General features: G+C 43.3%; 11 protein-coding genes. 8 read left to right on the top strand and 3 right to left on the bottom strand.

The features are described from left to right. Nucleotides 1-250: 250 nt before the first annotated feature. From QT974_RS17715 to QT974_RS17725, 3 genes are all read right to left on the bottom strand, one after another. Complete coding sequence (locus QT974_RS17715; protein ID WP_333469749.1) at nucleotides 251-1,078, bottom strand: CheR family methyltransferase; 828 nt, start codon at nucleotides 1,076-1,078, stop codon at nucleotides 251-253. A 133-nt stretch (nucleotides 1,079-1,211) separates the two neighbouring features. After that, a complete protein-coding gene (locus QT974_RS17720; protein ID WP_333469750.1) occupies nucleotides 1,212-1,646 on the bottom strand; it encodes a chemotaxis protein CheW in 435 nt (144 codons plus the stop codon). Nucleotides 1,647-1,670: 24 nt separating this feature from the next. Beyond that, nucleotides 1,671-4,028, bottom strand: coding sequence for a chemotaxis protein CheW (locus tag QT974_RS17725; RefSeq protein ID WP_333469751.1), 2,358 nt, complete (start codon nucleotides 4,026-4,028; stop codon nucleotides 1,671-1,673). A gap of 463 nt (nucleotides 4,029-4,491) precedes the next feature. Here QT974_RS17725 and QT974_RS17730 point away from each other — a divergent pair, with 463 nt between their 5' ends. From QT974_RS17730 to QT974_RS17765, 8 genes are all read left to right on the top strand, one after another. Further along, nucleotides 4,492-7,488, top strand: coding sequence for a response regulator (locus QT974_RS17730; RefSeq protein WP_333469752.1), 2,997 nt, complete (start codon nucleotides 4,492-4,494; stop codon nucleotides 7,486-7,488). 583 nt (nucleotides 7,489-8,071) lie between these two features. Continuing rightward, nucleotides 8,072-8,629 carry a response regulator gene (locus QT974_RS17735; protein WP_333469753.1) on the top strand — a complete coding sequence of 186 codons (558 nt, stop codon included), beginning with the start codon at nucleotides 8,072-8,074 and terminating at the stop codon, nucleotides 8,627-8,629. After that, a complete protein-coding gene (locus QT974_RS17740; RefSeq protein ID WP_333469754.1) occupies nucleotides 8,523-9,161 on the top strand; it encodes an adenylate/guanylate cyclase domain-containing protein in 639 nt (212 codons plus the stop codon). Before QT974_RS17735 ends, QT974_RS17740 begins: the two co-directional genes overlap by 107 nt. Nucleotides 9,162-9,412: 251 nt before the next feature. Beyond that, the gene (locus QT974_RS17745; RefSeq protein ID WP_333469755.1) at nucleotides 9,413-9,775 is read left to right on the top strand and encodes a response regulator; all 363 of its coding nucleotides are present in this window, start codon (nucleotides 9,413-9,415) and stop codon (nucleotides 9,773-9,775) included. An 11-nt stretch (nucleotides 9,776-9,786) separates the two neighbouring features. Continuing rightward, nucleotides 9,787-10,386 carry a chemotaxis protein CheC gene (locus tag QT974_RS17750; RefSeq protein ID WP_333469756.1) on the top strand — a complete coding sequence of 200 codons (600 nt, stop codon included), beginning with the start codon at nucleotides 9,787-9,789 and terminating at the stop codon, nucleotides 10,384-10,386. Between the two features lie 145 nt (nucleotides 10,387-10,531). Then, the gene (locus QT974_RS17755) at nucleotides 10,532-12,850 is read left to right on the top strand and encodes a methyl-accepting chemotaxis protein (protein WP_333469757.1); all 2,319 of its coding nucleotides are present in this window, start codon (nucleotides 10,532-10,534) and stop codon (nucleotides 12,848-12,850) included. A gap of 194 nt (nucleotides 12,851-13,044) precedes the next feature. Further along, the gene (locus QT974_RS17760) at nucleotides 13,045-14,052 is read left to right on the top strand and encodes a hypothetical protein (RefSeq protein ID WP_333469758.1); all 1,008 of its coding nucleotides are present in this window, start codon (nucleotides 13,045-13,047) and stop codon (nucleotides 14,050-14,052) included. 9 nt (nucleotides 14,053-14,061) lie between these two features. Continuing rightward, nucleotides 14,062-15,159 carry a protein-glutamate methylesterase/protein-glutamine glutaminase gene (locus tag QT974_RS17765; RefSeq protein WP_333469759.1) on the top strand — a complete coding sequence of 366 codons (1,098 nt, stop codon included), beginning with the start codon at nucleotides 14,062-14,064 and terminating at the stop codon, nucleotides 15,157-15,159. The last annotated feature ends 52 nt before the right edge of the window (nucleotides 15,160-15,211 follow it).

Here is a 15,211-nt window from a genome sequence, read left to right on the forward strand (position 1 = left end):
GGGGGATGCGAGGGGGATCTCCGGGCATAAATAGTGTTAAGTAAACCGTATTGAATTATAGGTTTGTAGTGAGGACTTTAGTCCTTCTTAATTCCTAAAGATTAGACTTGAATTGCAAAAATAATTAGGACTGGCTAGAAGCCCATCCTAAATTTTGATTAAAAAGACTTTTGCAATTCAAGTCTATTAATCAAGATAGGACTAAAGTCCTCACTACTAACATATTTTATGATATTCGATCGACCGCACATCAAATTAATCGGTAACATACACCTGTTTCAAATTGCACCAGCTCAAAAGCAGGGTCAAGATTTACAGTGGTTTCGCCTCCCCCTAGAAATAAATAGCCCTTTGGCCGCAACACCCGCCGCACTTTTTCTAAAATCGATTGCTTTGTCCGAACATCAAAATATATTAAGACATTTCTCATAAAAATAATGTCCATTTGAGGCACAGATGCAAAGGATTCAGTCAAGTTAATCTGGCGAAAATCGATCGCACAACGGATATCTTCTTTGATCTGCCATTCCTTGCCGCAGTGCTGGAAGTACCTGTGTAACAATGTTGTTGGCAAACCCCGCACTACTTCGTGCTGCGCGTAGCAGCCAGAAATTGCTCGCTTCAGCATTGCTGTAGAGATGTCGCTACCAATTATCTTCACTCTCATTCTCGGCAACTTCGGAAAATATTCGCGCAGCAGTATCGCAATACTGTAAGGTTCTTGGCCGCTGGAACAAGCAGCACACCAAATATTCAAAGTAGCCTCGGCTTCGAGCTGTTTTAATAATTCAGGTAATACCGATGTTTTTAACACATCAAAGGGTTTGACATCTCGGAAAAAAAATGTTTCATTCGTCATCATTGCTTCGATAATTGATTCGTCAAGCGGGTTTAAACGTTGTTGTTTCATTTTTTTTAACTCTGCAACTAACCCGCTGACGGAATTCGCCCCGGCTTCTTTTGCTACGATTCCTAAACGTGATTCAACGAGGTACATTTTATCTTCAGACAAAAATACACCGGTGCGATCGTACACAAGCTTTCGGATATAATCAAAATCTGCAATGGTGATCGTCATAGTAATTGAGTGAAGGAAGTTCGGTAACGGATTTAACGGATGGACTTAAGGGATGACGCTCTGGTTAGAGGGAAAAGAAAAGAAAGAAAAATCGTTATTCCTGCATCTGTGACTAATGACTCTTTACTATTAACTATTGACTGCTGAAATCTACAACTTTATCAACATCTAAAAATAATAATAACTCTCCTTGTAATTTGTAGGCTCCTTTAATTAACGGGCGGATTGTGCTAGTAAAAGTATCTGGAGGAGTTTCAAAATCAGCTTTAAATACTTCTAAAACATCTCCAATATCGTCCACTAATAAGCTGACTGTTTCATCATTAGTTCTCACAATTACATTTAAGGGCAATTGTTCCACAGGCCGATCGCACAAATCTAACCTCCTGCGCAAATCAATAGCCATGACAATTTCCCCCCTCAGATTGATTAATCCGCCTACTACTGGGGGTGCTAGCGGCACTCGCGTCATCTCCTGATATCGAATGATTTCTTGGACTTTTTCAACTCCTATCCCAAAAAAGAGTTGGTCAACAAAAAAAGTACAAATTAAATGTTTTTCGGGCATTGTTAATGAGTCCTTATCATGGCATTATCTCGCGGTTGCCAACATCTGCTCGACTCCGAATAAATTGTTGCTAATTACTGCATCGACATCGAGGATTTCGGTAACTTTATCTTGAATTACGGCACAATATGCAATTCCTATTTGAGTAGCTGCACCTTTAATGTCGATCGACTGTTCGACAATATCCAAGATGCGATCGACTACCAGACCGACTTGATGCTCTGAGCCGATCGAGACCACGACTAACGGCAGTTTATCATCTGGCGCGCGCGATCGTCCGTCCAGACCACCCAGCCCGGAAATACCCGCATCTGCGCCAGTACCAAACACCCCCGACAGATAAATCACCGGCATAATTTGGTTGCGATACTGTACCACACTCTGCTTGCCGACTCGCTCTAAAAGATGATGGGGAAACTCTTCTAAGCGGCAAACCCGCGATAGGTGAATTGCCATCCGCCGACAATTGGGGCCCTCAAATACTAGCAACTGTTGCGGAGGTTCTGAAGATTCCCGTCGGCTATTTTCGTCAGCTAAAATTGCCTTTTCCTGAGCCTCAGTCATGTGAGTTTTCTGAGCTATTCCCTGTACGTCCAAAATCAAAGCTACTTTCCCATCTCCCATGATAGTTGCTCCCGCAAAACAAGCTAGAGATTTTAGTTGTTTCCCTAATGGTTTTACCACTATTTCTTGAGTGTCGTTGATGGCATCTACTACCAAGCCAAAAGGTTTGTCCGTAGCTTGCACCACAACTATATTTAGTGCTTCTTCTAGCTCAAATAAAGGTTTTTTTGGATTAATATTTCCTGCTTCTAGCAGTAATTCCTTATTTAAATAAATCAGCGGTAGCAGTCTGCCTCGCAACCGATAAACAGGTGTTCCGTAAAACATTTCGATATTTTTAATTTGTTTTCCTTCCAGTCGCAGCAGTTCTAGTAAATTGACTTGAGGAATCGCGTATCTATCACCTCCGGTAGTAATAATCAATGTTGGAATAATTGCCAGGGTCAAAGGAATTTTTAGCTTAAAAGTCGTGCCTTTGCCGAGTTGACTGTGAACGTCAATCGTGCCGCTGATTTTTTCAATATTTGTCTGCACCACGTCCATCCCCACTCCCCTACCGGACATACTGGTGACATTTTCTACCGTCGAGAAACTAGGCAAAAAAATTAAATTTAGTGCCTCGCGATCGCTCATTCTCGCCGCGTCATAAGCTGAAAACATTCCTTTTTGTACAGCCTTATTTCTAATTCGCTCTGGATCGATTCCCGCGCCGTCATCGGAAATTTCTATGTTGACTTTACCACTTTCATGATAGGCTCGCAGCAACAGTCTGCCGACGGGGGGCTTGCCTTTGGCGGTACGCATTTCTGAGGTTTCGATGCCGTGGTCTAGGCAGTTTCTGACTAAGTGGGTTAGCGGATTGGCGATCGCCTCGATTAATGTTTTATCTAATTCTGTTTCTTCGCCTTCCATTTCTAATTTCACTTGTTTCCCCAAGTTGAATGCTGTGTCGCGCACTACACGGGGAAATTTATTCCAAATAGTTCGGATTGGCTGCATTCGGGTCTTCATTACTCCTTCTTGCAGTTCGGAAGTAACTAGGTTTAAGCGGCTGGATACTGATTTTATTGTATCGTCGTTTTCGGTGTTCGCTGTTTGTGTATTTGCAAATTCTAAGATTTGGTTGCGGCACAATACGAGTTCGCCTACTAAGTTCATTATTTTGTCGAGCAAGCCGACATCTACTCTAATTGCAGCATCGGCAATTTTGAATTTGTCGCCCTCTGTATCCGCAGCAGTTATTTGTTCGCTGGTATTATTGTTAACAGCGGGAATTGGTATTTGCTCGATCGCCGATAACGGCTCTACATACAAAGTCTCTGTTGTCAAGTCGGATTTTTGTGGTTCCTGGATCGCAAGTTCTGGAGTTGGGGCTGTTGGTAGAGGTGAAGGTGCAGGTGCGATCGCCCTTGGTGACAATTCAGGCTCAACATCCGAGGATGTTTGCAGTTGTAAAAGTCGATCGAGTAACTGAGTGTGGGCGATCGGGCTTTCTTCGCCTGTCCTTTCGAGCGCCTCCATGTGCGATCGTACCGCGTCGATTGTTTCTAGCAAAGCGCTAGTAATTTCGGGAGTTATGACAATTGTGCGATCGCGCAAACGACTCAGCAAATTTTCTCCCGCGTGGGCTACCGCCTCCAATTTTTCGGCACCCAAAAAACCGCTATTGCCTTTAATCGTGTGCAAGCTGCGGTAAATTTGGTCGATCGCCTCTACGTCGGCATTATTTTTCTCTAAAGCTACTAAATCTTCCTCAATTTTGCCGAGATATTCATAGCCTTCAATCAGAAATTCCTTTACATCTTCATCAATTTCCATCGTACCCGTTCCTTCTGCATCGGTTTGACGCGCTTGTTAAAATAAATTATCAATAGTTAAAAAATTTAGTGCGCCCCAGTCAGCTATGCTCTCGATCGGGCGATCGGCTGGATGATTGCCAAGTTAACCTCATTAGTATACTATATTTATACAAATCAGCTCAAATAATTAACTTTCTAGCACTACGGTCGTATTTTTGAACTCTGGCCATAAAAGATTCGTATCAGGCTCTACCAGACAAAGTGCCGAAAATGCAGGACTTAAACAGTCTGCGCGCCCTACAACCCGGTTTCTCCGTAAATGGCTGCCTCAAAACCTCTTATTTGTAGAGACTTGGTTTCGTGGAGCGATCGGCTAGAAGCTGGCAGCATAAATAAATATAAATTTCCTGAATAATTACCTCCGTTTTTTTTTGACAGCTTCTATTGTCTACATAAATTTGCCAACTTTTCCCATAAATAAAATGCTAGAACAAATAGAAGAAGCCCAAGAAAAATTTAGCGTTCTCGATCGAGTTCCGATCGGATTGTGCGTAATCGCTCGCGATTTTACCGTGCTGTTTTGGAACAGAACTCTAGAGCAATGGACAAAAAAGAGCAAAAAAGAAATAGTAGGAACCAACCTCAAAACTCACTTTCCTCAACTCGAAGAACCTAAATATCAATCTCGCCTCAAACAAGTATTTAACAATGGGTTGCCCGCCGTATTTTCTCCGCAACTGCACCAGTCCCTAATTTCATCAAATCTACCCAACGGCAAACCGCGAATTCAAAACACCAACGTTACTCCCATACCAGTCAGCAAAGGAGAAGGTTTTCATGCTTTAATCGCGGTTCAAGATATTTCCGAAGTTACCCAGCGCATCCAAACCTACCAGCAAGAAATTAAGCAGCGATTAATCATAGAAGAAGAACTCAAGCGCGCCACAACCGACGCCGAAGCTGCTAACCGAGCTAAAAGTGAATTTTTGGCAATGATGAGCCACGAAATCCGCACGCCGATGAACGGAGTTATCAGCATGAGCGAGCTGCTGCTAGACACGCCACTGTCGCCAAACCAGCGAAATTTTGTGAATACAATCCGCACCAGCGGTGATGCTTTGCTGGCAATTATTAACGACATCCTCGACTTTTCTAAGATAGAAGCAGGCAAGCTGGATTTAGAACTAGAACCGTTTAATCTCAGAAATTGTGTCGAAGAAGCTTTAGATTTAGTCGCGATAAAAGCTGCCCAAAAACAGCTCGATTTAGCCTGCGAATTCGATGCCAGCGTCCCTGCTTTCCTGTACGGAGATGTCACCAGACTGCGACAAATTTTAATAAATTTACTCGGCAATGCTACCAAATTTACCGAAGCAGGCGAAGTGGTAGTTATAGTAACAGCAAAACCGATTGTCCGCACTGCTGTAGAAGTTGGGGAAACCCACTTGGTTGCTGCAAAAAATCTGGGCTTTGACAGCCAAGCATCCGGTCAAAAACCTGCTTTAAATTCTATCTTCCCAGACTCCGGCGCTGTGGCTCTTCAATGTCTAGAAAAATCGGAAATTGACAATTATCAAATTCAGTTTACTGTCAGAGACACAGGCATAGGAATTTCAGCAGAGCGCCAAAACTTACTATTTAGAGCCTTCAGTCAAATTGACAGTTCCACCACTCGCAAATACGGCGGTACAGGGTTAGGTTTGGCAATCAGCAAACGCCTCAGCGAAATCATGGGCGGTACCATGTGGGTAGAAAGCCAAACCGGCAAAGGTTCTAAATTTTCTTTTACCATCAAAGCTCAAGCAGCACCTGCTCCTCTAGAAATATTAAACCTGAATGCACCGCAGCCTGAACTAGCAGGTTTGCGTTTGTTGCTAGTTGACGATAATGCCACTAGCCGCAAAATTATCACCCTCCAAGCTAAGTCTTGGGGAATGGTTGTGCGCGCTGCTAAATCCGGCGCGCAAGCACTGAAAGTGCTGCAACGTCAAAGTTTGTTCGACTTGGCGATTTTAGACTTTCATATGCCCGGAATGGACGGTATTACTTTAGCTGAAAAAATGCGCGATATCGCTCAAGCTAAAAATTTACCTTTAATGATTTTGAGTTCTGGTGGCCGGCCATCAATGCAGGAATTTCAAGGGCGAGTTGAATTCGCAGCTTTTATATACAAACCTATTAAGCAAGCGCAGCTTCATGAAGTTTTGCTCCGCATTATTAACGGAGAATGTACCATAAATCACCCCTGTGTTGTACAACCTCAAGTGACGCGGGAATTTACCACTAAACTGCATTTAAAAATTCTGATAGTTGACGATGTAGAGGTCAATCAAATGGTGGCAGCCCAAATTTTAAATAAGTTAGGCTACAATTCCGATTATGCTAGCAGCGGCCGAGCAGCTTTGGATGCTTTGGAGCGTTCGGAATACGATATTGTGTTTATGGATATGCAGATGCCAGAAATGGACGGGCTGGAAACTACTCGCCTGATCCGCCAGCGGTTTTCGAGAGATTTGTCTTTACAAAATCATGGCTCGATCGCTCAATTTTTAGCAACAGACGAGGAATTTAACGAGTTCAAATCGACTGACAATCTAACATCCCCCATCGCCAAGCCTAAATCGACTTCTCCTTGGATTGTGGCGATGACGGCTAATGCGATGCAGGGCGATCGCGAGCGTTGTTTGCAAGCTGGGATGAACGATTATATCACGAAGCCCGTGCGAGTTCAGGCTATAGTTGAGGCGATCGCCGCTCGCGATCGAGAAGCCGATCGCTCCCAGTTGCATATCGAGAGCAAAAATCCGCAGGTACAGCCGACAGACTTGGTTTCACAAGTTCACTCTGGAGACGAGATTAAAAATGTTGCACCTGCGATCGACGAAATTGCCTTTGAACAGTTAAAGCATTTAATCGCCCGCGCAGGTGTTTTAATTTCACAAATTGAAGCTGGAACTCAATCGATACCGCCAAAATATCCTGCTAATATTGACGGCATTCTAACCGTTACCGACAATATTGAATTGCCGATTTTACCTGTTGTGACAAATCCCAGCTTAGCACCAGAAAAGTCTCAAATTTCACCGCTATCATTCGCAGCAAAAATTCAACCAAAAACAGCCGCATCGGCTATCGAAGTACCACCTCTAGACAGTCAAACTTATGAAGAATTGAAAGACTTATTGGGAGACGAAGCCAAAGAATTTTGGAGCGAGCTCGTTGAGAAATTTTTGGAAGTTGCACCCCCAAGATTGCAGGAACTCGCAGATGCTGTCAATCAAGCCGACGCCCCAGCAATTAAAGCCTCTGCTCACGCTCTTAGAGGTGCTTGTACCACAGTCGGAGCCATCCCTTTGTTTCAATTGTGCGCCCAGCTCGAACAGATGGCGCGCAATGATACTATCACTGGTAGCGAGGTTCTGATGTGCAAAATTGCCGCCGAATATCAACGGGTAAAAGCGGCTTTGCTATCTAGTTAAGCTGTTGGACATTTAAGTTGAATATTCGGATGTGGCTGGTGCAAGTGCCCGCCCCACTCATGGCTTGATTGTTTGTTGACAGATGATTTAAATGCCGCAACAGCTTATAGCAAAAACAACAAAGAAGAATGCTTGAGTTATCCTGAACTCTTTTGTGGGAGGTTGCTCCGAGCAGCGTCCCAAAACCCGATCGTTGAGAATAAATTCCTGATTGACAAAAAAGCTCGGATATGGGTTGAGCCGCCCAGGTCGATCGCCAGTTTTCCCCAAAATCTGCCAAATATTAGGTCATTTAGCTAATTGCACAACTTTAAAACTTCTGACATAATCTTATACAATTCTTGACATGATTTCAACCGCAACGTGATGACTAAATCCCTAACTTTTCCGATTAGGCAATTTGAAAGTATAAAAAGTTACCCGTAATTCGGACTCGCTGAAAATTGTGTTTTTAGCGAGTAGGAGATTGTACAATTGTTGAAAATTACCATAGCGTGCACCGGAGCATGAACTTATCTATCTCAACGCAGAAATCAAATCTACCTGTTGCTGACTAAGAACTTGATGATATTCTTGCAATACTATGATTAGTGCTGACTTTAGAAAAAACTCGCCAACCGCACCCCAAATTCTGATCGTCGATGACGAACCAACCCAGCAGCTATTTACCCGCCGGATCTTGCAAAAAGAAGGCTACCGGGTAAGAGACGCATCAAACGGACAAGAATGCTTAGAGATTTGTCTCACAAATCTCCCAGATATTGTCTTATTAGATGCGATGATGCCTGTAATCGAGGGTTTTACTTGCTGCGCTCAACTTCAGGAAAATCCCCTGACGCAAAACATCCCAGTGCTGATGCTGACAAATCTAGATGATAAAAATTCTGTCAATCAAGCTTTTGAAGTAGGAGCAACAGATTATGTGACGAAGCCGAATCAAGCCGCCCGTGCTAATTCAGCGAGTGCGCCGCTTGATTCAGCAGTCTCAACTTTACCGGGAGTTGACCGAAAGTTAAGAGAAGACTCAAAAGTTATTGCTGAATTTTTTACCAGAGTCGATCGCGCGGCGGCTCCAAGAAGAAGTAACCGAAAACTTAGTAATCGCCGATCGTTTCCCCAATGTCAGCGTGTTATTTGCTGACATGGTAGGCTTTACTAAGCTAGCATCAGAGATTCCTGCGATCGAATTAATAGTCAAACTCAATTCGATTTTCTCGGAATTTGACAAATTAACCGAGAAATACGGCTTAGAAAAAATTAAGACAATTGGGGACGGCTATATGGTAGCATCTGGATTGTCGATCCTTCGGGACGATCGTGCTGATGCGATCGTGGAAATAGCCCTAGCCATGCAGCAAGCTATGACCAAGCTAAATGCCCAAACAAATAAATTTCTGAGCCTGGGAATTGGCATTCACTCCGGGCCTGTGGTTGCAGGAGTCATCGGAACTAAAAAATTTAGTTACGATCTCTGGGGCGATACCGTAAACACCACCAGCCGTATGGAACAGTACAGTTTTGCAGGCTGCATTCAAGTGACAGAAGACACCTACAAACAGTTGTCAAAAAAACATTTGTTTGCCGAAAGGGGAATGATTGATGTAAAAGGCAAAGGCAACATGAGAACCTACCTCTTGGATTGCTCTGAACATCTCAACAGATGTAGTGCATGAATTGAAATTGTCTGAGTTTGGCTGTTGTCTTAGTGTATTAATCTGTTCTGAACTCGCATTTATAGTCAGCGAATTCGCGATGACTAGCACTACTATAAATTGCTTTTTCCGGTCACGTAAAGGATGCCCATTAATTGGCAATCAATAATGGTAAATGGAAAGGTAAAATCTTACTATTCCGAAACTATCCATTAACAATTACTAATTAGCGGTCGCAAATTACCAATTACTGAAGTTAAGGAACACGAAAAATGGGTTTGGTTTTAATTATAGACGATGCGGCATTCTCTAGGCGGATGATTCGCAAAGCAATCGAAGAAGCCGGACATCAAGTCATAGAAGCCACCAACGGACAAGAAGGCTTAGATATGACTGCATCGGAGTCACCCGACTGTATCATGACAGACTTGTTAATGCCAGAAATGGATGGTTTTACTTTCCTCAAAGCGCTGGGAGAAACAAATTCAAAAATTCCGGCGATCGTACTTTCGGCAGATATTCAAGACAGCGCCAAGAAGAAGTGCCAAGAATTAGGAGCATTTATGATGCTGAAAAAGCCGCCAAAAGCTCCAGATATTCAAGCTGCTATCCAAAAAGCTCTGGATAGTAAATAGGAGATATTAGGGTGGAGCTAACAGCAGATGAAATAGATGCTTTGAAGGAGCTGATCAATATTGGCGTGGGCAGTGCTGCGGGTATGTTGAACGAAATGATTCAATTTCCCATTCAGTTAGAGATTCCAGATATTGAGCTTTTGTCGGCTGTAGAGTTGCGAAGCGAACTGGAAAAACGCTTCAGCATAGATCCTCTGGCAACTGTGCAACTTGAATTTAGTGGCTCGTTTAGCGGTAATGCCCAGCTACTTTTTCCTACCGAAAGTGCAGTGAATTTAGTCTCTGTTCTCACTGGTGAAAAAAAGGGAAGTCCTGACCTTGATGCTCTCAAGATTAGTACCCTCAGCGAAGTTGGTAATATGGTTATTAACGGCGTGATGGGTTCAATTAGTAATATATTACAGCGACCGTTAGATTATGCGGTTCCTTATTACTTAGAGCAGCAAATTGAGGAGTTACTTTTGAGAGAAGAGTCTCTTGATTGTGCTACAGTGCTGTTAGCTCCGACTCACTTTAGTATTGAACAATTAGAAATTCAAGGAGACATTCTGCTGTTTTTTGATGTAAATTCTTTTAAGATGTTGCTGGAGGCGATCGCCGCAGTATCTTAGATCCACCCAATTTTATTGATATCAACCGGATGCTTTGCACCCAAGACTGCGGGCGAGAATTGGTGGTGGACTGCAAATACAGTGAATTTGGGACAAAGTGCGATCGGCTTGTTTCTCTGATAAATTCTATAAGACTACCTAAAACATGAATACACAAGATCAATCGATGACCTCAGAATCTCCTGAAATTGACTTGGATGTCAGCGGGAATTCGCCAGAAACAAAAGTTCAAGAAACCTCGACCAACTTGGAAACAACAGAGATTGTTAACAATCAGTACCGACAGCAACTGATAGCCGCTCTAGCAGCAGTCAGAGATGGAGATTTTAGCATTCGCTTGCCCGCCGATAATGGTTTGGGTGAAATCGCCACAGTATTCAATGAAATGGTGAGTGTGAATGAAAAGTTTGCTGAGGAAATAGAGCGCGTCAGTCTAGCAGTTGGGGAAGAAGGCAAAGTTCCTAAACGAACAGCAAACCAAGAATTTAAAGGTTCTTGGGTGAGCAGTATTGACGCGGTAAACACGACGCTAAACAGCTTGGTTGCGCCGACTATTGATATGGCAAAAGTTCTTCATGCTGTGGCTAAAGGTGATTTGTCGGAGAAGTTTAGCTTGGAATTTGAAGGTAAGCCGATTAAAGGATTGTTCCGCCGGATTGGGACGACTCTTAACAAAATGGTAGACCAATTAAATAATTTTAGTTTCGAGGTGAGTCGCGTAGCCCGTGAAGTTGGCAGCGAAGGTAAATTGGGAGCGCAAGCAAAAGTTCAAGGGGCTTCTGGTATTTGGAGAGAACTTACTGAAAATGTCAATTTGATGGCAGAAAATCTGACGAATCAAGTGCGAAATATTTCTAAGGTTGCAATTGCAATTAGTGTCGGTGATTTGCATGAGAAGATTACTGTTGAAGCTGAAGGCGAGATTTTGCAACTGAAAGATACTCTCAATCAAATGGTTGATAGTCTTAACGATTTTGCTTCTGAGGTAACGCGGGTAGCAAAGGAGGTGGGAACTCAGGGTAAATTGGGCGGTCAAGCAGAAATACACGGTGTGGCTGGTGTTTGGAAAGATTTAACACAAAATGTTAATCTGATGGCGAGCAATCTTACCAGTCAGGTACGCAATATTGCTGAAGTAACTACGGCGGTGGCTAATGGTGATTTGTCGAAGAAAATTACTGTGGAAGCTCAAGGGGAAATTCTGGATCTGAAGAATACGATCAACCAAATGACCGATCAACTCAATGAGTTTGCTTTGGAAGTGACGCGAGTTGCTCAAGAAGTAGGCGTTGAGGGTAAACTGGGAGGTCAAGCTACGGTGGCAGATTTGTCTGGTACTTGGCTGAGTTTGGCTAGTAATGTAAATAGTATGGCTGGTCATTTGACGGCACAAGTTCGTAATATTGCGGAAGTTTCTACGGCGGTGGCTCAGGGGGATTTGTCGAAGAAAATCACTGTTGATGCTCAAGGAGAAATTCTGGAACTGAAAGATACTTTGAATACAATGGTGGATCAGCTTAATACTTTTGCAGATGAAGTAACGAAGCTGGCTAAGGAAGTTGTTTCTGGACAGTTGGGGGGACAGGCGACCGTACCAAATATTAATGGTACTTGGAAGGATTTGACGGATAATGTTAATGTTATGGCGGCTAATTTGACTGCTCAGGTACAACAGATTGCTGAAGTGGCGATCGCAGTTAGCAGTGCTTCGGAGGAATTGATTGGGGAAAGCCAAAGTATGGGGGCGGTGGCTGAGGAAACTTCGGCTCAAGCGGGTACGGTATCTGCGGCGGCGGATTTAGTTAATACTAATACTCAGTCGGTGGCGACGGGGATTGAGGAGATGAATGTAAGTATTAAGGAAATTGCTAAGAATGCTGCGGAAGCTGCGATGGTTGCTCATTCGGCGGTGAACATGGCTCAAAGTACGAATCAAACTATTACTAAACTTGGTATTAGTAGCGCAGAAATTGGTAATGTTGTTAAGGTGATTACTTCGATCGCCCAACAGACTAATTTGCTGGCTTTGAATGCTACGATTGAGGCGGCGCGGGCTGGGGAAGCGGGTAAGGGTTTTGCGGTGGTGGCGAATGAGGTGAAGGAGTTGGCGAAGCAAACCGCGGCGGCGACTGAGGATATCAGTAAGAAGGTTGAGGCTATTCAAGCTGATACTAAAAGTTCCGTGCAGGCGATCGCCCAAATTACTTCTATTATTAACCAAATCAGCGATTTCCAAACCACGATCGCCAGTGCAGTAGAGGAACAAACGGCTACAACTACCGAAATTGCGCGCAATGTCAACCAAGTTGCGATCGGTTCCTCGGAAATTGCCCGCAATATTACCAGCGTCGCCGATGCAGCCGGAAGTACAGCCACCAGTGCTAGCAATACTCAAAATTCTGCGATGGAATTATCAAAAACTGCCGCTCAATTGCAAGAACTTGTCAATCAATTTAAGTATTGATTTGGATAATTGGTAATGGGGAATTGCTAATCAGGTAAGGTAAGGTAAGGTGCGCCACAAGCACCCTACATAGAATGCAAAAAGTAGTTTTATGCGCTACTTATAGCCGTAAGGTGCGCATTGCGCACCCTAGATAATTAAGTTTTGCCTCCAGAAAGCTGGAAATCTATAAATTACAATTACAATTAAGTCAAATGAAAACCTACTCAAAACCAATTTCATTAATTCTAATTGGAGGCTTTTCGGATACCGAAAATCATAAATTACGCGCAACTTTAAAAGCAGACGAATATGTATTTGCCACAGCTACCGATTTATATAATTGCTTAGATATCGCTGAGTGCCACCATCCCAAAGTTGCGATCCTAGACTTTGCAGCGATAGAACACAATTATTTGGCAATTATCCAATTTTTGCAGTTGTTACAAATACCGACGATTATTCTCAGCGACAACGTAGCAAAGAATATGATTCAATATTTGTCGCTGGCAGGAATTTTTGCAACTTTTCCCAAAACAAACAATGAATTAGATTTACCAAGTGCCGTGGCAATTGCTGCCTATCCAACTGGCAATCATAGCAATGATTGCGATGCTAAAATACGGAATTTTAATTTAGATAAGCTGGACACAGGAAAACAGAATAAGTTACAGGATGTGGTAAACAAAGCAATGAACACAGCGGTTGCTCAGATGAGCGAAATGATCGCGTGTCAGGTTGAATTTGAAATGCCTTCAGCTCAAGCATTGTCGCCACTATTTTTACAAAAAAAACTGATTCAATCCTTGGGTAAAAACTTAGTAGCTGTAGCGCAGATAGATTTTACTGGGGATTTATTCGGTTCGGCTCAGATGCTGTTTTCCCGCGATGCTGCCGATGCTCTTATTTTAGCTCTCAATGGCAGTGGAGATGTCACGAGCGATGAATTCAAGCAAGAAAAAGCCGAAATAATGGGAGAAATTGGCAATTTAGCGATCGGTGGTATCGTGGGGACGTTTAGCAATACATTAAAATACGATATAGCTTATGTAGTTCCCCACTATGTAGAAGGTTCTGCGGAGCAAATATTTAGCGCTATGAACTTTAAAATGAGGTCAACTATTATAGTTTTTATGTCTCATTTTAAAATATTTGATGTTAATGTTGAAGGTGATTTAATTCTGTTTTTTCAGGCGAGATTGTTGCTAGATTTATTGTTTTAACTAAAAAAAATGTCCCAAATTAAAGTTTTAATTGTTGATGCTTCAGTAGTGCTGCGCCGATTGTTAACTAATGTACTCGATGGGGATGCAGCACTGGAAGTTGTGGGGACGGCACCTAATGGTAAAATTGCTTTAGCCAAGATTTCTCAGGTGAAGCCTGATTTGATTGTGCTGGATGTGGAAATGCCGGAAATGGAAGGTTGGGAGACGCTGGCTGCTATCCAAAAACAGCACAACCATATTCCTATAATTATCTTTACCGCGCTGACAGAGTTGGTGGCTGTTACTACTCTCAACGGTATGGGGCTGGGTGCTGCGCATTATGTGGCTAAGCCTCAAAATATGAAGGCAAATGAAGAGGCGCTAGAGTACATCCACAATCTATTAATCCCGAAGATTAAGGCTTTTTTAAATGGCAACCGGAGCCTAAAGTTGGATATCAAATCTTCTGAAAATAACAATATTTTAACCGCTCAGTTGCCAAATAAATCGCACTTTATTGCGTCTAATTTAGCGGTAAATATTCGCTCTCAAGTCGAAATTGTGGTGATTGGGGCTTCGACGGGTGGGCCAAATGCTTTGGAGACTGTTTTGCATGGTTTGCCGGCAAATTTTCCTGTACCAATTGTGATTGTGCAGCATATGCCACCGGTGTTTACGAAGCGTTTGGCCGATCGCCTGACCCAAAAGTGCAAAATTAGAGTGGAGGAAGCTGTGACGGGAGTTATTGTTGAGCCAGGAGTTGCTTGGATAGCGCCCGGTGATTACCACATTGTGTTGGAAAAACAGGGTTTTGGGGTGCGAATTCGCACGCATCAAGAGGCGCGAGAAAATTCTTGCCGCCCTGCGGTTGATGTGCTGTTTCGATCGACTGCTAAGATTTATGGTGCTGGGGTTTTGGGTGTGGTGTTGACTGGAATGGGGCAAGACGGGCTGCTGGGCTGTCAGAATATCGGGGAGGCTGGGGGTAAGATTATCGTTCAAGATGAGGCTAGCAGCGTTGTCTGGGGGATGCCGGGAAGTGTGGTTAATTCTGGTTTTGCCGATCGAGTGGTATCCTTACAAGACATGGCACGCGAAATTATCGATCGAGTCATTAGTCATTAGTCAGTTGGCAGTTGGCAGTTGGCAGTTGGCAGTTGGCAGTTGGCAGTTGGCA

The organism is Microcoleus sp. BM001215392 (assembly GCF_036700185.1).
GTDB lineage: Bacteria > Cyanobacteriota > Cyanobacteriia > Cyanobacteriales > Microcoleaceae > Microcoleus.

Excerpts from the sequence above, each read along its gene's own strand:
- QT974_RS17760 (WP_333469758.1), top strand. The coding sequence starts at position 13,045 with ATGAAAACCTACTCAAAACCAATTTCATTAATTCTAATTGGAGGCTTT.
- QT974_RS17745 (WP_333469755.1), top strand. The coding sequence starts at position 9,413 with ATGGGTTTGGTTTTAATTATAGACGATGCGGCATTCTCTAGGCGGATG.
- QT974_RS17765 (WP_333469759.1), top strand. The coding sequence starts at position 14,062 with ATGTCCCAAATTAAAGTTTTAATTGTTGATGCTTCAGTAGTGCTGCGC.
- QT974_RS17735 (WP_333469753.1), top strand. The coding sequence starts at position 8,072 with ATGATTAGTGCTGACTTTAGAAAAAACTCGCCAACCGCACCCCAAATT.
- QT974_RS17725 (WP_333469751.1), bottom strand. The coding sequence starts at position 4,028 with ATGGAAATTGATGAAGATGTAAAGGAATTTCTGATTGAAGGCTATGAA.
- QT974_RS17755 (WP_333469757.1), top strand. The coding sequence starts at position 10,532 with ATGAATACACAAGATCAATCGATGACCTCAGAATCTCCTGAAATTGAC.
- QT974_RS17730 (WP_333469752.1), top strand. The coding sequence starts at position 4,492 with ATGCTAGAACAAATAGAAGAAGCCCAAGAAAAATTTAGCGTTCTCGAT.
- QT974_RS17720 (WP_333469750.1), bottom strand. The coding sequence starts at position 1,646 with ATGCCCGAAAAACATTTAATTTGTACTTTTTTTGTTGACCAACTCTTT.
- QT974_RS17715 (WP_333469749.1), bottom strand. The coding sequence starts at position 1,078 with ATGACGATCACCATTGCAGATTTTGATTATATCCGAAAGCTTGTGTAC.